The sequence below is a fragment of the Marinovum algicola genome (assembly GCF_900109145.1).
In the GTDB taxonomy this organism is placed as follows: Bacteria; Pseudomonadota; Alphaproteobacteria; order Rhodobacterales; family Rhodobacteraceae; genus Marinovum; species Marinovum algicola.
In genome coordinates this window covers 505,422-522,256 of the sequence record NZ_FNYY01000001.1, presented here as the reverse complement: position 1 = coordinate 522,256, position 16,835 = coordinate 505,422, and the positions used below count along the sequence as shown (strand labels likewise).

The 16,835-nt window shown below is 65.3% G+C and carries 16 protein-coding genes; 8 read left to right on the top strand and 8 right to left on the bottom strand.

Features of this window, described 5'->3' with window-relative positions; translation table 11 throughout:
• Positions 1 to 11: 11 nt before the first annotated feature.
• From BMW90_RS02570 to BMW90_RS02555, 4 genes are all read right to left on the bottom strand, one after another.
• Positions 12 to 797: an SDR family NAD(P)-dependent oxidoreductase gene (locus tag BMW90_RS02570; protein ID WP_074834873.1), complete on the bottom strand. Its 786-nt coding sequence runs from the start codon at positions 795 to 797 to the stop codon at positions 12 to 14.
• 337 nt (positions 798 to 1,134) lie between these two features.
• The gene (locus BMW90_RS02565) at positions 1,135 to 2,577 is read right to left on the bottom strand and encodes an NAD-dependent succinate-semialdehyde dehydrogenase (protein WP_074834711.1); all 1,443 of its coding nucleotides are present in this window, start codon (positions 2,575 to 2,577) and stop codon (positions 1,135 to 1,137) included.
• Between the two features lie 254 nt (positions 2,578 to 2,831).
• A complete protein-coding gene (locus tag BMW90_RS02560) occupies positions 2,832 to 4,061 on the bottom strand; it encodes a GNAT family N-acetyltransferase (protein ID WP_074834710.1) in 1,230 nt (409 codons plus the stop codon).
• A 99-nt stretch (positions 4,062 to 4,160) separates the two neighbouring features.
• Positions 4,161 to 5,075, bottom strand: a complete 915-nt coding sequence (locus BMW90_RS02555; protein WP_139211173.1) for a LysR substrate-binding domain-containing protein — start codon at positions 5,073 to 5,075, stop codon at positions 4,161 to 4,163.
• A 134-nt stretch (positions 5,076 to 5,209) separates the two neighbouring features.
• On the opposite strand from BMW90_RS02555, the gene BMW90_RS02550 reads away from it, so the two are divergent.
• The 6 genes from BMW90_RS02550 to BMW90_RS02525 all read left to right on the top strand — a co-directional run bounded on the left by BMW90_RS02550 (position 5,210) and on the right by BMW90_RS02525 (position 12,001).
• Positions 5,210 to 6,607, top strand: a complete 1,398-nt coding sequence (locus tag BMW90_RS02550; RefSeq protein ID WP_074834706.1) for an amidohydrolase family protein — start codon at positions 5,210 to 5,212, stop codon at positions 6,605 to 6,607.
• A gap of 12 nt (positions 6,608 to 6,619) precedes the next feature.
• Entirely contained in the window at positions 6,620 to 7,378 is a 759-nt protein-coding gene (locus tag BMW90_RS02545; RefSeq protein WP_048530417.1) for an ABC transporter permease, read from the top strand.
• The gene (locus tag BMW90_RS02540; protein WP_244526415.1) at positions 7,378 to 8,205 is read left to right on the top strand and encodes an ABC transporter ATP-binding protein; all 828 of its coding nucleotides are present in this window, start codon (positions 7,378 to 7,380) and stop codon (positions 8,203 to 8,205) included. The genes BMW90_RS02545 and BMW90_RS02540 overlap by 1 nt, the downstream gene beginning before the upstream one ends.
• A gap of 28 nt (positions 8,206 to 8,233) precedes the next feature.
• Positions 8,234 to 9,205, top strand: a complete 972-nt coding sequence (locus BMW90_RS02535; RefSeq protein WP_074834704.1) for an ABC transporter substrate-binding protein — start codon at positions 8,234 to 8,236, stop codon at positions 9,203 to 9,205.
• A gap of 66 nt (positions 9,206 to 9,271) precedes the next feature.
• On the top strand, positions 9,272 to 10,012 hold the full coding sequence (locus BMW90_RS02530; RefSeq protein ID WP_074834702.1) for a sulfite exporter TauE/SafE family protein: 741 nt from the start codon (positions 9,272 to 9,274) through the stop codon (positions 10,010 to 10,012).
• A gap of 189 nt (positions 10,013 to 10,201) precedes the next feature.
• Positions 10,202 to 12,001 carry an NAD(P)/FAD-dependent oxidoreductase gene (locus tag BMW90_RS02525; RefSeq protein ID WP_074834700.1) on the top strand — a complete coding sequence of 600 codons (1,800 nt, stop codon included), beginning with the start codon at positions 10,202 to 10,204 and terminating at the stop codon, positions 11,999 to 12,001.
• Between the two features lie 66 nt (positions 12,002 to 12,067).
• Here the strand turns inward: BMW90_RS02525 and BMW90_RS02520 are convergent, their stop codons facing one another.
• Entirely contained in the window at positions 12,068 to 12,658 is a 591-nt protein-coding gene (locus BMW90_RS02520; protein ID WP_074834698.1) for a YeiH family protein, read from the bottom strand.
• Here BMW90_RS02520 and BMW90_RS02515 point away from each other — a divergent pair.
• Both BMW90_RS02515 and BMW90_RS02510 read left to right on the top strand, forming a co-directional pair.
• Complete coding sequence (locus tag BMW90_RS02515; RefSeq protein WP_074834696.1) at positions 12,657 to 12,998, top strand: LysR substrate-binding domain-containing protein; 342 nt, start codon at positions 12,657 to 12,659, stop codon at positions 12,996 to 12,998. The two genes, BMW90_RS02520 and BMW90_RS02515, sit on opposite strands and share 2 nt — an antisense overlap.
• 77 nt (positions 12,999 to 13,075) lie before the next feature.
• Positions 13,076 to 14,593, top strand: coding sequence for a GAF domain-containing protein (locus BMW90_RS02510; protein WP_139211171.1), 1,518 nt, complete (start codon positions 13,076 to 13,078; stop codon positions 14,591 to 14,593).
• Between the two features lie 185 nt (positions 14,594 to 14,778).
• On the opposite strand, the gene BMW90_RS02505 is transcribed toward BMW90_RS02510, so the two are convergent.
• Genes BMW90_RS02505 through BMW90_RS02495 form a run of 3 tightly spaced genes read right to left on the bottom strand, consistent with a single transcriptional unit; the run spans position 14,779 to position 16,798 of the window.
• On the bottom strand, positions 14,779 to 15,243 hold the full coding sequence (locus tag BMW90_RS02505; protein WP_074834692.1) for a phosphatase domain-containing protein: 465 nt from the start codon (positions 15,241 to 15,243) through the stop codon (positions 14,779 to 14,781).
• Positions 15,240 to 15,785, bottom strand: coding sequence for a histidine phosphatase family protein (locus BMW90_RS02500; protein WP_074834691.1), 546 nt, complete (start codon positions 15,783 to 15,785; stop codon positions 15,240 to 15,242). The genes BMW90_RS02505 and BMW90_RS02500 overlap by 4 nt, the downstream gene beginning before the upstream one ends.
• Complete coding sequence (locus BMW90_RS02495) at positions 15,782 to 16,798, bottom strand: MBL fold metallo-hydrolase (protein WP_074834870.1); 1,017 nt, start codon at positions 16,796 to 16,798, stop codon at positions 15,782 to 15,784. The genes BMW90_RS02500 and BMW90_RS02495 overlap by 4 nt, the downstream gene beginning before the upstream one ends.
• Positions 16,799 to 16,835: the final 37 nt, after the last annotated feature.

The window sequence follows — 16,835 nt, the reverse complement described above, 5'->3', positions numbered from 1 at the left end:
CCCCGCAAGGCTCACAGCGGCCGCCGCGCGAGCGAAAAGCTCTGACCGGTTGGCCCGCCGATTGGCCGCGTCGCCATGTAAAGTGCCAGTTCGCCGACCTCATCGGGATGCTTCAGCCGTTCCCATTCCGGGAATCCCGGCGGCAGGGCCTCGGCAAACCGCTCCAGCACCTCCTCCGGCGGGGTGCGCCGGTCGCCGGGCTTGTCCTTGTTGAGCATGCTGGTCGCCACCGGCCCGGGAATCAGGTTGTTGACGTCGATCCGGCGCGGCCAGAGCTCGTTTGCCAGGGCATCGGTGAACATGTTCATCGCCGCCTTGGACACGTGATAAGCGCTGTTGGCATTGCCCGCGCGCTTGCCCATGCCCGAGGTCACATTGATGATCTTGGCGCCATCCGACATCCCCGGCAGAAGGAAGCGCGTCACCATGTAGGGGCCCCGCAGATTGATCTCGATGGTCTTCCACCAGTTCGCCGGATCGGACTCTTCGATGCGGCCGGTTTCCACTTCGGCTCCGGCGTTGTTGACCAGCAGGTCAACGCAGCCGAACCCGTCAATGACCTGATCGCAGAACGCCGATGTGGCCTCCTGATCCGAGAGATCGACGGCTCCGAGGAGGCACCGCACGCCACAGGCCTCGACCTCGGCTTTCACCGCTTCAAGCTCGGCCAGGGTGCGCGAGCAGATCGCCAGATCCGCCCCGGCGCGGGCAAAATAGAGCGCAATCGACCGGCCGAGCCCTCGGCCCGCCCCCGTCACCACAGCGGTTCTCCCGGCGAGCGGCTTGTCTTCGGACATCGGTTCCTCCCTTTCGCCATCTTCGGCCGCGCGACATGGCGGGCCCTGGCAGTGCCGCCGCGCGCGGCGGGCAATCGTTTCCTTCGGCGAGTTTTCCGCGCCGGGTGCAAAAAACTCAAGTACCCACATTTTTGTAAGTATCGAGCGTCAGGCTCCGGTGACTCGCCGCCTTGCAGATACAATAAAACATATATACCTTTATATCAATAGAAATCTCACCCACCAAGCCGCACCCCCGCCCGGCGGCAGGGACGGGATTTCTTCTGAGTGGCCCGTGCCTGAAACAAGACCGGCCACGCCCTTTCGGACATGGCCGCTCCTCGACTGGTAGCTTTGGTCACAGATACGGTTTCAGCGCGATGGATTTCGGCACAAGGTAATGTTCCAGGCTCTCGGGGCCGCCCTCGACGCCATAGCCGCTTTCCTTGACGCCGCCAAAGGGGGTTTCGGGGCTGGCGACGCCGACGGTATTGATGCCCACCATGCCGGCGGCAAGCACCTCTCCGATCCGGCTCGCCCGCTCCAGCGAATTGGTGACCGCGTAAGAGGCCAGCCCCAGCTCCAGCGCATTGGCGCGTTCGGCCACCTCCTCGATCGTGGCAAAGCGGGTCATCGGGGCCATCGGGCCAAAGGGTTCCTCGGTCATGACCAGGCTGTCGTCGGGGGCGTCCTTGATGACGGTGGGGGCATAGAAATAGCCCCGGTTGCCAATCCGCTCGCCGCCGGTGGTGACGGTTGCGCCGCGTGTGCGGGCGTCCTTGACAAAGCCGTCCATCGCGGCCAGCCGCCGGGCATTGGCGAGCGGGCCCATCATCGTGCCCGCCGCCATCCCGTCGCCCACCTTGATCGCCGCCGCACGTGCGGTGAAGGTCGCGACAAATTCGTCGTAGATCGCGTCCTGTACAAAGAACCGCGTCGGCGAGATGCAGATCTGGCCGGCGTTGCGGAACTTGCCCGGCACCAGAAAATCGACAGCCCTGGCGATATCGACGTCGTCGAATACCACCACCGGCGCATGCCCGCCCAGCTCCATGGTCAGGCGCTGCATCCGTTCGGCCGCGAGAACCGCCAGCTGTTTGCCGACCGGCACCGAGCCGGTCAGCGAGACCTTGCGGACGATGTCGGAGGCCATCAGATGGCGCGTCACCTGCGCCGAGGGCCCGAAGACCAGCGTCACCACCCCCTCGGGCAGGCCGGCGTCGATCAGCGCCTGCACCAGCAGGACGGCCGCGGCCGGAGTTTCGTTCGAGGCCTTGAGGATCACCGAACACCCCGCCCCCAGCGCCGCACCGATTTTCTTGGCCACGGTGTTGATCGGAAAGTTCCAGGGGGTGATCGCCAGGCAAACGCCGACCGGCTCCTTGACCACGTGATGCCGGACACCGGCGGCGCGGCCTTCGACGATGCGGCCATGCAGGCGCTTGCCCTCTTCGGCGCTGAATTCGAGGATATCGACAACTGTACCGATCTCCATCCGGGCCTCGGCCAGCGGCTTGCCGTTCTCGAGCGTGACGGCGACGGCGATTGTCTCGACCCGCTCACGGATCAGCTGTGCCGCGCGGGTCATGATGGCGGCGCGGTCATATGACGACATGGCGCGCCAGGTGGCAAACCCGCGCGCGGCCGAGTGCAACGCCGCGTCGAGATCCTCGGGCGCGGCCGAGGGCAGCACGCCAAGCACCTCTTCCGTGGCAGGGTTGATGACCTCCTGCGCGGCCCCGGCGGCACCCGCCCTCCAGGCGCCATCGATCAACAGGTTCAGCTCTGGATAGGCGTTCATTATCTCTGTCCTTTTCGTGGGGAGTTCAACCGCCGGCGGCGGGCCCGTCGCGGCGCCACATGCGCGCGTTGCCAAGGCCGCCATTTCAATTGCCATGACCCAGCGAGCCCGAGCGGCACCGCAGGTCGATCAAAACATATATACTTTTAAATGTTTATGCAATACGCGAGATTTTCACCGCATGGCTACGCCGCCGGACCGAAATCCGCGATGGCGCCGGAGCTCTTCAGGAAAGGGCCGCCCGGCCGCAAGCCCTACCCCTCGCACACATCCTCGATCTGGCGCAGGATGCCCATGGTCCGCCCATGTGCGCCCTGCCGGAGTTCATTCTGCGCGCGACGGGCCGCACCGGCGGTCGACGCGGGGCTGAAGACGTCCGGCGTATCTCCTCCACGGCGGCGGAGTGTCAGATACGCCAGGTGTTTGTCGCTCGCGCCGTACTGATATTTGTACGGTTCGTTGCCGTGGCCCAGCTCGTAGCTGGTCAACGCCATGCGGATGGCGGCCTCGATACAGAACGCGTTCAGCAACAAGCCGATGCAGGGCAATGCGTCTTGGTAATCGCGGGCGGCGATCATGCCGGTCATCGTCTTTTTCCGACGGTCGATCAGCCGGGCCAGCACGCCGATCGGATGCCGATCCCGCCAAAGCACTGGCATGAAGAGGGTGCCCATGTCTTGGCATCTTTCGAGCAGCAAACGCTGCTTCTTTTGATAGCTCCGCATCACCTGCGGCGACAGTGTGTCGCTCCAGCGGGCACGCCACAGATGCTGGAGCGCGTCGGCATTCCGGGCGAAGGTTTCCGGCGTGGTCAGCGTGATGCGGTAAGGGCCGTCGTCCAGATACCTGCGACGAAAGCGGCGGATCTTGCCGCGAATGCTCTTGCTCACCGTCTCATTCAAATAGGCCTCGAAGCTCCCGGGCAAGGCAACGGTCGGCACCCGGAGCTTGTCGGTGCGGCCGGCGTTGTCTGTATAGGGCGGCCAATGGATGCGAAACCGCTCGGGGTCAAAGGCATCGGCGAAGCGCCGGGCCCGATGTGGGGCGGCGACATAGCGCAGGGAGAGGCGCTTCCACGGCATCTCTGAAAGGCACTGCGCCAAGGCCGCAAGGGCGGCGTCTTCACGGTCGGGGTGGCAGAGAAAGCCGGTCGCGTCGCTGAGGCCAAAACGACCGGCCGCATCGTAGCGGGTCTGACAGGCTTCGCTGCTTTCGCTCCAGTGGAAGGAATGGCGCAACGGCAGGATGGCGGCAATCTCCTGCGGATCAGAGCCATCGCGCACGACCAGCACGTGCCAGCTTCCGGGATTGTCGGCGAGCAGGGTTTTCATCCACTCCCAGGAGAGGAAAAACCCCGCATGGGGATCGATCCCGGCAAGCCGCTCCCACCCGCGGCGCAATTTGCTCAGCTCTTCGAGGCGATCGATCACCTCGGTGCGAAGATCGCATCGGGGCGCGGGCTCAAGCGCAGCGGTCGCGTTCACGGGGCACCTCTTTCCATGTCTCCGGCGTGACCCTATCAGCCAATTGCGGTACGAATGTGCCGGAATTGCAAAGGTCGCAGGCGGATCTGGCGGTCCCCGTCAGCCCTCCGGCGCAGACATCCCTTCGGACACCAGCGCCTCGATCCGCGCGGCGAGCATGTCGGAAAATTCGCGTGCGATCTTGGAGGCCGGCCGGTCCAGCGGACGCAGCAGATAGATCGTCTGCCAGACCGTCGGCACGAAGCCGACGATATCCAGTTCCTCCCGGTATCGGCTTGCCGTGATGGCATCGATCAGCCCGGCGCCGAAGCCACGCCGCACGAAACCGCAGACCGACTCGAAGGTCTGCGTCTCGACCGCCGTGCCGGGATACCCGACGCCACGTTGGTCAAAGCGCTCGGACAGCTGGATGGCGCTCGGGTGGCCGGCGCTCACGCTGATCAGCGGTTGCGATTGCAGGTCGATGGGCTCCAGCGCCAGCCGGCCCGGCGGCGCCTGCCCGCGCGGAAAAGCGATCATGCAGGGCACCGCGAATTCCCGCACATCAAGGTTGCGTGCCTCGGCCAGCCGGGTCGATATCGCCAGATCGAAATCATGGGTCTGCAACAGCCCGGTCATCATTTCGGAGCGCCGCGCCTGAAGGTGGACCCGAACCGATGGCCGGTCGGCCAGAAAGTCGCTCAGCGCCTCGGGCAGAAAATCTATGGCGATGTCGGGATAGGACACCACGACCAGATCGCCCCGGCGATTGTCGCGGATCTGCCGCGCCCGGTGTTCGGTCAGCTCGACGCTTTCCAGGGTGCGCTGCACGTCCGGCATCAACACTTTCGCCTCGGGCGTCGCCACCAGCCGCCCCTTGACCCGTTCGAACAGTTTGAATCCCAGCGCATGTTCGAGGTTGGCGATCAGGCTGCTTGCCGAAGGCTGCGCTATGCCCAGCGATTCCGCCGCCTGAGTCATGTTTCCGCTCATCATCACGGCACGCAGGCATTCAAGCTGACGAATATTGATCACAGTTAAAGTCCATAGTTTTTACCTATGAGTGGCGCAAAATTTAGTATTATCTTCTATTGAAGACCCTGTCTACGCTTTCTGCAAGCGGTCGTTCCCGCGACTCGCAAGATGCGTAACAAGGATCTGGGAAAACCATGTCAGGATTGTCGGAACTCACCAATCGCGGCAGCTATGCGCTGGCCCCCGAACTCGTGCTGACGCCCGAGGGCGCGCTGAGCGACATGGTGGTACAAGTCCGCGACGGTGAGATCGTGCAGGTCGGGCCGCGCGGTCTGGTTGCAGCCGGCACCCCCGTCGTCGATCTGCCCGAACGCGCCATCGTGCCGGGCTTTATCGATGCGCACACCCATCTGGGCCAGGCCTTCGGCAAGGCGATCACCGGCGGCGAACCGGCGCAGATCTGGCGCCGCATCTGGACGCCGATGGAAGGCAGTTATGACGCCGAGACGGTCTATGTCTCGGCCAAGTGGATGTTTCTCGAGGCGCTGCGTGGCGGCTTTACCGGCATCGTCAATTTCGCGGTGCTCGATGGCGAAAAGGCCGCTGCGCTGCATCAGGCCGCGACCGACGTGGGCATCCGGCTGGTCTCTGCCACCGGCGCGGCGCTGCCGGTCGACGGCACGAGACAGCCCTCGCACTGCGACATTGCCAAGGCCATCGACGGGGCGCTCAAACGGGCCGAGGCGCATATCGCCACCTGCAAGGGCCAGCCGCTGATCACCCCCTCGCTCTGCGTTCCCGCGGTGCAGAGCGCGCCGGGCGAAATGCTGCGCGCCCTGTCGGACTACGCCGCAGCGCAAGGCGTGATGTTCCAGATCCACACCAACGAACACCATGTCGAAGTGCACTGGAGTGTCTGCACCCATGGCAAGCGCCCATTGGAATATTTCGCCGACCACGGTGCCGTCGGTCCGCACACGCTCCACCATCATTGCACCCTGGTCACCGACCGCGAGATCGAGATCCTGCGCGAGACCGGTTCGGCGGTCAGCTACAACCCGCTGGCCAGCGCCTGGAAAGGCGACCGTATCGCCCCGGCGCTGGGCTTCGCCGCGCGCGGCGTGCGCTTTGGCATCGGCACCGACAGCACCCGCTCGGACGCGCTGCGCCTGCTGGAATCGGCCGAGACTGCGCAGCGGTTTTCACAAGGCATGCAGAACGCCGATTTCTCCTGCGGCGCGGCCTGGACCTGGATCGACGCTGCCACCCGCGGCAGCGCCGATGCCGCCGGCCTTGGCGAGGTGACCGGGCAGATCGCCCCGGGCCAGCGCGCCGATTTCCTTGTGCTCGACCGGCGCCAGCCCGAAGTCACCCCGTCCTGGGATTTCGAATGGGAGCTGGTGCGGCTCTACAACCGCGACCAGATCGAGGCCGTCGTCGTCGACGGCCGCTGCGTGATGGCGCAATCCCGCCCGGTGGGCTGGGACGCCGAAGACTTTCTGAAGACCAACCGGAAACGCGCGCGCGACGCCGTCGGCGCCGCGCCGATCATCCGGTGTCATGGCCGTTCGGCCGATTTCCGGAACAGATGAAAGGGCATCGCGATGGAAACTCACCTCAAGAAATACGGCCAGCTCGCCGTCTCGCTTTCCGGCGTGATCGCGGTCTGGTGGATCGTCTCGGGCTTCGGGCTCGTCAACCAGAACCTCTTTCCGACCCCACCACAGGTATTGGCCGCCGCGGTCGAGCTCTACCGTGACGGGGTACTGATCTCCGACCTTCAGATCTCGCTCAAACGCGCCGCCATCGGTTTCACCATCGGCTCGACGCTGGGGGTGCTGATCGGGCTGCTCACCGCGCGGGTCTTTGCCTTCTCGGTGGCGCTGGAACCCTTCCTGACGCTGCTCAGGCCGATCCCCGCCATTGCATTGGTGCCGATCGCCATCGTCTGGTTCGGCATCGGCGAGGGATCAAAGTACTTCGTGATCTCCTACACAGTGTTCCTGGCCGTCTGGCTCAACACTCACGCCGGCGCCTCCTCCGTCGCCGGAACCTATATCCGCGCCGCGAGGTCGCTGGGCGCCAACCGGTTCCGCGAGTTCTTCGAGGTCGTCGTGCCCGCCGCCGCGCCGCATATCGTGGTGGGTCTCCGCCTCGGCGCCGCCCTGGCCTTTCTCAGCCTCGTCGCGGCGGAACTCAGCGGCGCATCCTCCGGCATCGGCTTCCGCCTTCAGGACGCCCGCCAATTCATCCAGACCGACCGGATGTTCGTGGGGCTCATCGAGCTCGGCATCCTGGGCGCCCTGCTCGACTCGGTCTTTGTCCTCATCAGCCGCCGGCTGGTCCATTGGGAGAGCGCATGATGCAGAATGCAGCACTGAAAATCGTCGAGGAACCTCAGACCATGACCAACACCGAGGTCGGCAGAATTGACGTCGAGAACGCCGCCGTCACCTTCAAGGGCCCCAAGGGCAAGAAGATCGAAGCCCTCGCCCCCACCGACCTGGTGATCGACCCCGGTTCCTTCGTCTCGCTGATCGGCCCGTCGGGCTGCGGCAAGTCGACCTTGCTGAACGCCGTCGGTGGCTTCGTGCCGCTCTCGGGCGGGGTCATCAAGCTCGATGGCGAGCCGGTGACCGGCATCAACCCCGACGTCGGCGTGGTCTTTCAACAATACGCCCTGTTCCCCTGGTTCACAGCGCTCGGCAACGTGATGTTCGCGCTGAAACGCTTTCCGATTTCGAAGCAGGAGCGCCGCGATCGCGCCATGGCGGCGCTGAAGGAAGTCGGGCTGGAAGGCCGCGAGGCCAATTATCCCGGCCAGCTTTCCGGCGGCATGCGGCAGCGGGTGGCGCTGGCGCGGACCTTCGTGACCTCGCCCAAGGTGCTCTTGATGGACGAACCCTTCGGCGCGCTGGATGCGCAGACCCGGGTGGTGATGCACGAGATCCTGCTTCGCGTCTGGGAGGCGCACAAGGCCACGGTGATCTTTGTCACCCATGACGTGGATGAGGCGCTGATCCTGTCCGACCGCGCCCACATCATGAGCGCCGGGCCGGGGCGCATCATCGAAACCATGGAAATCACCGACGAGCGCCCGCGCCGCGCCCATGAGGTGACCGAAAGCTTCCTGAAGAACCGCAACCACATCATCGGCCTGCTGCGCCAGCCCGGCGCCGAGGATCATTGAACACGACACAAACCAACAGGAGGAAACAATGAACCATACTCTGAAATCCACCTTTCTTGCCGGCAGCCTCGCCATCCTGGCGACCGGGGCCACCGCGCAGAACACCGAAATCACCTTCGGCGGCGGCGCCTATCTCGACATTCCGCAGCTGTCCGTGGCGATGGATCACGACCTTTTCGCCAAACACGGGCTTGACGTGAATGTCATCCCCTTCCAGTCCGGCCGCGCCGCCTTTGAGGCGCTGCTTGGCGGTCAGCTCGATGTCGCGGTCATGGCCGAGTTTCCCGCCGTCATCGGCGCCATGCGCGAACAGGACTTCAAGGTCATCGCCGGCTTGTCGCAATATCGGGCGACGCGCATCATCCACACCGGCGGCCCCGAGATCGACAGCGTGGCCGATCTGGCCGGCAAGCCGATTGGCGTGACCGCCGGCACCAATGTGCATTTCTGGCTCGAAAACGAATTGAAGGACGCCGCGATCGAGGCCGAGATCGTTTCGGTCGGCCCGCCCGATATCGTGCCGGCCCTGTCGCGCGGCGACATCTTTGCCGGCGCCATGTTCCCGTCTTTCTACGGCGGCGCCAAGGAGACCCTCGGCGAGAAATATCGGGAAATCCCGATCTCCAGCTACAACACCCATTTCATCCTTGTCGCCACGCAAGAGCTGATCGACGACGACCCGGCGGCGGTCTCTGCCGTTCTGACCGCATTGCTCGAGGCCGAACAGGTCGTCACCTCTGACCCCGCAGCCTCGCATGAAGCGGTCTCGCGTGTTCTGGGCGGCACGTTGAAGCCCGACGAAGTGGCCGAGGCCTCGGCCAATTATGCCTTCGAAATCGGGCTGGATGATGCGTTGATCGATCTGATGGTCGAGGAAGGCGTCTGGATCAACGCACGCGGTTCGATCAAGGGCGAGGTTCCGACCCGCGAGTCGATCGGCGCCTATGTCGACGGCAGCTTCCTGTCCGACATCGATACCGGTCGGGTCGCGTTGAACTGATCTCGCCACGGCTCCCCTTCTGGCCGGGTCACCGCGGTGATCCGGCCCTTTTCATGGACTTGCCTCATGGATCCTGCGCTTCTGACATTGCTCGGCCTCGCGGTTTTTGGCGCCGCCACGCTTCAGGCGGCCACCGGGATCGGCTATGGCGTCATCGCCGGTCCGATCTTTCTGGTCGCGCTGAACGGCGCCGAGGCGATCCAGATCAGCGCCCTGCACAACCTCGCCATCGCACTCATCCTGGCCCCGATGCTGCGCGGCGGCGTGGAAAAGCGGGTTCTGCTCTGGTTGATGGCCGGCAGCAGTGCCGGGATCGCCTTTGGCCTCGGCCTGCAAAGCCTTTTGAACGTTGCCGCGTTGAAGCTGGTTGCGGCTGCCATGGTGGCATTTGTCGCCTTCACGCTTGTCGCCGACATGCGCCGGACAGCCGGGCGGGCAAAACCGCCGCCGGCCGCCGTGGAAACCGCCTCCATCGGAACGCTGGCGGGGATCATGGGCGGGATGCTGGCCATGCCGGGGCCATTGGCCGCCACCTGGATGTCGCTGCGCGCCTTCGACAAGACTTCGGTGCGCGCGACCATTCTCGCCTTTTTTGTTTTCGCCTATGGCGCAAACGTGCTGACCTATACGCTTGTGTCGGGCTTCGGCACCGAGACATTGAAGCTGGCCGCGTGGCTTGCGCCGGCGCTGATACTGGGCATCGCCGCCGGGTCCGGCGTGTCCCGGAAACTGTCCGAGGCGCTGTTTCGCAAGGTTCTGCTGGTGGTGCTGACGGCGACCACGGCCATGCTGCTGCTCAGCCTCTGACCGAAAGGCGCAGGGCGCGGTTGCATCCTCGGGCCGGGCAACAGCCTGTGTTGCGCCGCTGTTGCGCCTGCAACATGCCGCAGCGCAGAGCGCATTTTCCCCGGCCCGAACCGCAGGCTTTGATGGATCGGCAGCGGGCGGCACCGCGATACTCCTCGCACATCCACGTGCATCAGGAGGAGGAACACGATGCTCGATTCAACGGTGACACACCGCACCCAGCTGGTCCTGGACAGTCTCAACGCCGCCCTGGAGGAGGGCGACGTCAGGCGTGCCAGCGATCTCTTTGCCACCGACAGCTACTGGCGCGATCTGGTGGCGGTGAGCTGGAACCTCAAGACCGTCGAAGGCCCATCGGGCGTCGCCGAGATGCTGACCCGTCAGCTGGCGCATACCTGCCCCGGCAATTTTCAGATCCAATCCGCCGAACTGCCGGCCGAAGACGGCGGCGTCATCACCGCCTGGATCACCTTCGAGACCAGGGCGGGCCGCGGCTGGGGGCTTCTGCGGCTCAGGGACGACCGGATCTGGACGCTGCTGACGGCGCTGACCGAGCTGAAAGGCTTTGAGGAAAACCGCGGCACGCGACGGCCGATCGGGGCCGAGCACGGCGCGAAAAAGAACCGCGCGAGCTGGAAGGAAAAGCGCGAGGCCGAGGCGGCCGAGCTGGGGTATGACAAACAGCCCTATACGGTGATCATCGGCGGCGGTCAGGGCGGCATCGCGCTGAGTGCGCGGCTGCGCCAGCTCGGCGTGCCGACCATCGTGCTCGACAAGCACAACCGCCCCGGCGACCAATGGCGCAACCGCTACAAGTCGCTCTGTCTGCATGACCCGGTGTGGTACGACCACCTGCCCTATATCAAGTTCCCCGACAACTGGCCGGTGTTCACCCCCAAGGACAAGGTCGGCGACTGGCTCGAGATGTACACCAAGGTCATGGAGCTGAACTACTGGACCCGCTCGGAGGTGCAGCAGGCCAGCTATGACGAGGACACCGGAAGCTGGACCGTGACGGTGAACCGCGACGGCGAAACGCTCACCCTGCGCCCCACCCAGCTTGTGCTGGCGACCGGCATGTCGGGCAAACCGAACCTGCCCGACTTCCCCGGCATGGAAACCTTCAAGGGCGAGGTCCAGCATTCCTCGCAGCACGACGGCCCCGACGCCTGGACCGGCAAGAAGGTCGTTGTGGTCGGCTCCAACAATTCCGCCCATGACATCTGCGCCGCGCTCTGGGAGGCGGATGCCGATGTGACCATGGTGCAGCGCTCCTCGACACATATCGTGCGCTCGGAGACGCTGATGGATATCGGTCTCGGCGGGCTTTACTCCGAAGAGGCCGTGGCCAACGGGGTGACCACCGAAAAGGCCGACATGATCTTTGCCTCCCTGCCCTACAAGATCATGCATGACTTCCAGATCCCGCTTTACGACCAGATGCGCGAGCGCGATGCCGAGTTCTACGCCGGGCTGGAGAAGGCCGGTTTCGAGCTCGACTGGGGCGACGATGGCTCGGGGCTGTTCATGAAATACCTGCGCCGCGGCTCGGGTTACTACATCGATGTCGGCGCCAGCCAGCTGATTATCGATGGAGAGGTCAAGCTGGTGAAAGGTCAGGTCGATCATTTCGAGGAAGATGCCGTTGTTCTGGCAGACGGCACCCGGCTCGAGGCCGATCTGGTGGTGATGGCGACGGGGTATGGCAGCATGAACGGCTGGGCCGCCGATCTGATCTCTCAAGAGGTCGCGGACAAGGTCGGCAAGGTCTGGGGCCTCGGCTCCGACACCACCAAGGATCCCGGCCCCTGGGAGGGCGAACAGCGCAACATGTGGAAACCCACCCAGCAGGAAAATCTCTGGTTCCACGGCGGCAACCTGCACCAGTCGCGGCATTATTCGCTCTATCTCGCGCTGCAACTGAAGGCCCGGATGGAGGGCCTCGATACCCCCGTCTACGGGTTGCAGGAGGTGCATCACCTGTCGTGATGCCCGGGCGCCCGGGCCCGCTCCCGGCCCGGGCGCATTTTCCCCCTCACGGCCGAGCCCTGGCGCTCATGACGTGCCGAGGAACCACAATCCGCCCAGGAAGAACCCCGCCAGGATCAGCGTCTCGCAGATCACCAGCGCAAAGGCTTGCCCGCCGACGTCCTGCACCTGTTTCAACGAGGTCTTCATGCCCACCGCCGAGACCGCCGTGAGCAGCAGCCATCCCGAGGCGTCGCCGATCGTCCGCGTCAGGCCCTCGGGCATCGGTGCCACCGAATTGATCATCGCAAAGCCCAGGAAGGCCAGGACGAAGCCCGGCAGCAGAGCCGCCTTTTGCCGGGTGGCGCCGGACCTGCGTGCGGCGAGCGCGATCAGGAAGACCACCGGCGCCAGCAGCGACACGCGCATCAGCTTGACCACCGTCGAGACGTCGCCGGTCTCTTCCGACATGGTGTAGCCCGCGCCCACCACCTGGGCGACATCGTGGATTGTGCCGCCGAGAAACAGGCCGGCGGCGCGCGCGTCAAAGCCGAGCAGGGTCATCAACATCGGATAGACGACCATCGCCACCGTGCTGAGCAGGGTCACGCTGATCACGGTAAAGACGAGGTTGCGTTCGGAATTCTCATTCCTGGGCAGGACCGCTGCAAGGGCCATGGCCGCCGACGCGCCGCAGATCGCCCAGTTCCTCGCTCAACCGGTCCATCGGTTCGAGCGGCGTCGGCAGATGTCGCGCAACTCGCTGTGCGAAACCGCACTTTCGAGCGGTATCAAGGAGCTGGTGCTGAAAGGCCTGGGCTTGGGCTGGCTGCCGCTGAGCATGTGTTACCGCGAGCTGGAAAGCGGCGACATCCTCTCGACCGCGCATCACCTCGGACATGAGGACATCGAGATGGTGCTTTATGCCAATACAGAAAGCAAGACCGCCATCGCGCTGATCGACCATTGGCAGAAGGTGTTCGCGCTGCGACCGGCCGAGCTGGACGGACCCCCGTGATCCTTGGGCCTGCGGGCAATTGTCTCGACACCGCCGCACAGCGAGGATAGCTGTTGCAGAAACTGCGGACGAGCCAGATGGTACCTTTGGAAACTCTCTTCAACCGCGCGCTTGACGCGGTGGTCGGCATGGACGAATCCGGGCACGTCACCGCGTGGAACGGCTCTGCCGAAGAGATCTTCGGCTGGTCCCGGGAGGAAGCCCTGGGCGCCTTGATGGGCGATCTGATCGTTCCTCCGCAATATCGTGAGGCCCACGCCCGGGGCCTGGCGCATTACAACCGCACGGGCGAAGGCCCGGTTCTCGAACAACGTATCCAGATCACTGCCATGCACCGCGACGGGCATGAGTTTCCCGTCGAACTGTCGATCTTTCCGATGCGCGAGGAGCGCTGCTTTTACGCCTTTATCCGCAGCATGGTCGCCGAAGAGGCCGCCCGCCGCGAGCAGGAATTCCGCGCGCGCGAGGCCGACGCGCTCCTGGCGGTGGCGCAGAAGCTTCTGGACGATGTCTCGCTCGACGAGTTCACCCAGTTCTGCCTCGACACCGTCTGCTCGGTCTCGGGCATGAAGGCGGGGCATTTCCACGTGGTGCGCGGCACCGGCCGCCAGGCCCGCCTGCATCCGACGGGCATCTGGCACCTCGCCGATCCGCGTCTCGCCCCCGTTGTCGAGGTCACCGCCCCGCTGCGCTTTCGCCGGGGCGAGGGGCTTCCCGGCCGGGCCTGGCAATCCGGCCAGCTCGAGGCGCTGGAGAACCTCTCCGCCTCCGATCAGTTCGTCCGGCGCGACACCTTTTCGCAGGTCGGCCTCACCCGGGCGGTTGCCCTGCCGGTGTCGCAGGGCGGCCAGGTGCATGGCGTGCTGGAGTTCTTCGGCACCGAAGAGGCTCGGCTCGACAGCGAGCTGCTGCGCATGTTGCAGACCATCGGCAGCCAGATCGGTGTCGCCATCCGACGCAAGGAAAGCGCCGAGCACCGCGAGACCCTGCGCCGCGAGATGAGCCACCGGGTGGGCAACAGCCTGACCGTCCTGGCCTCGATCTACCGCAGCTGCTCGAAAGTGGCCAAGGACAAGGCAGAGCTCGACGAGGCCTTTCTGGGCCGGCTGATGGCCGTCGGACGGGCCAATCGCATCGCCGTCGAGGACGGCGGCCAAGGCCTCGCGCTGCCGGCCCTGATCCGGGCCGCGATCGGGATCCTGCCCGACCATGGCAGCATCACGATCGAGACACCCGAACTTGTCGTCGGTGGCGAGACGGTCATGCCGCTGGCGCTGGTGCTCAACGAATTGGCGACCAACACACTGAAACACAACGCGGCCTATGAAGACGCGCGCCTGTCGATCTGCGGCCGTTACGACACGACGCAGGGCCATCTCGTGCTCGAATGGCGCGAAACCCGCAACGCGCCGCTTGCCTCGACCCCGAGCGATCCTGAACGCATCGGCTTTGGCACCCAGCTCATTCAGCTCATGGTCGAAGGGCGGTTGGACGGCACCTGCGAGCGAAAGCTGGACGAAACCGGCTTCCTCTGCACCCTGCGCCTGCCAACGGATCGTATCGCCGCTTCGGCGGACCCGGCGCCGCCGGGCTAGACCGGTCAAGACCGCCTCCGGCGCGCTCGGCCTGGTCCTCCGGCCGGTGGTCCGCATCGTGGCGATCCAAACCGGTTTCTTCACCCCCTACCGATGTGGGCGCCCTCAGCCCAAGTCCCGGCTTTGGGGGGTCGACCACCAGAACAAGGTGGGCCGATTATTCGACGCGCGCCCCGCGCCTTTGTTCAGAAATCCCCGGGCGCGCATTGCAGACAGACAAGCCCTTCGGCCCGCCAGGCGTCGACGACGGAGCTTCGGTCATCGATGATCAGCCAGGGAACAAGCCCGTCCGCCTTCATCTCGGCCAGCGCGCGGCGTTTGACGTCGGGGTCGCTGGCCGCGTCCTGGTCTTCCCCCCGCAGGTAAAGCCCGTCGAACGGCAGATCGTGCTTGTGCAGCCAGGCAATCGTGTGGTCGGCCCAGCCCCGCGGCCGGCCCGAGCAGATCACGATGGTTTCGCCGCTTTCCTTCAGCCGCTGCATCAATCTGGCGATCGGCGCGATCAGCGGAGCATCGGCCATGGCGAGGTGAAACTCCTCCCATTGCTTTTCGATCCCATGCACCAGATGCCCCAGTTTGCCGGCATCGAATTCGGCCAGGGTTCCATCGACGTCAAACACCACGCAGGGGGTGGCAACGGCATCTTTCATAGCTCTTTCTCCTCGAATTGGCCGCCGGATCGCTGAAACAGGATCGGGACGGCATTGGCGGGCCGCGCTCCGACGCCGCCGCCGGTCCAGAGCAGCCGGGCGGCGCGGATCACGCCGGAATGGCACACCAGAACGGGCAAGGCGGCGCCGGATGCGGCGCAGATTTCACAAATCGCCTGATGCACCCGGGCTTGCATCCCGGGCCAGCACTCACCGGCCTCCGGGGTGTCCTCGCGGCGGGGCTGGTCGGCCAGGGGGCGGCCTTCGAACACCCCCCAGTCGCGCTCGCGCAGCCCGTCGTGGCAGGTGAAGGCCAGACCGGGAAAGCCCAGGTCGCAGGTCTCCCGCGCGCGCGACAGCGGGCTGGAATACAGGGCGATCCGCATGGGCCAGGCACGGTCGGCCAGGGCACGGGCCTGCGCGCGGCCGCGCTCGGTCAGCGCCACATCGGTGCGCCCGGCAATGCAGCCATCGGCATTGGCCGTGGTCTCGCCATGGCGGATCAGGCAGAAGCTGCGGGGCGGCGGCGCGACGTCGGTCACAGCCGCACCGGATCGTGCAGGAAAATCTCCACTCCGAGATCCTCGATCAAGTAGTCCTCGGGCTGAGCGCAGAACGCCGGGGCAAACCGTTTCGCGCAGAGCCGTTCGAGCATCCTGACCTGATCGCGAAACGGCGGATGCACGTTCCAGCGCTGAAAATATCCGCCCGGCACGCGACAGATAGCCCGCGCATGGGCGGTCATGTGACCGGTAAAAACCACATGCGCATCACGGCCCAGACGCCCGCTTTCATGCCAGGCCCGGACATAGCCCCAGGCCGCGCCGCCATCGGCATTCGGCGTGTCGCAGACCAGAAAGCGCGCCTGATCCATCGGCCCGCGCGACAGCAGCGGTGCGATCTCCTGCACCGCCGGGCCTAGCGCGGCGCTGGCCAGGGCGGCGCGCAGGGTTGCCTGGCATTCGGGATCGAACATGACGCTCTCGACCCCGTAGCGCCGGATCAGGTGCAACGCCATTTCGCCGGCGCGTCCCGAGGGCGGCACCGGCAAAAGCACCTGGCCTTCCAGCCCGTCGAGCAGCGCATCCAGCGCCGCAAAGCGCTCTGATTGCGGCACGTCGTCGAGATGGTAAGAGCAATCGAGAATGGCGGTGGCCGCCGTTGGGGGCGGATCAAAGGGGAACCAGTCGGATTCCTCGGACCAGTCGCCGGAATAGAACACCCCCTCTCCCAGCGCGAAATGCATCCAGACCCCGCCCAAGGCATGGCCGTTGCGCCCGGTGGTCAGGCGCACGCTGTCGATAACGGTTTCGCCCTGTTCGGGCAGCAGATGCACCTCGGCCGCGGGCGGCAGGGCGCGGGCGGTCTGGGCGGTGGCAAAGATCGGCAGGCCGGCCTCCACCGCATGCGAGGCGCCGCCGATATGATCGATGTGGTCATGGGTGATGAACACCGCATCCGCACCGTCGAGCCAGGCAGGGTCGAAATGGGCATGGGCCTCGGGGCCGAAGCCGCAATCCAGCAGCCAGCGCCGGTCGCCGAGGTTAAGTTGCATGCAGGCGGGGCCTTTGTCGCCGATGCCGGAAAGGAGT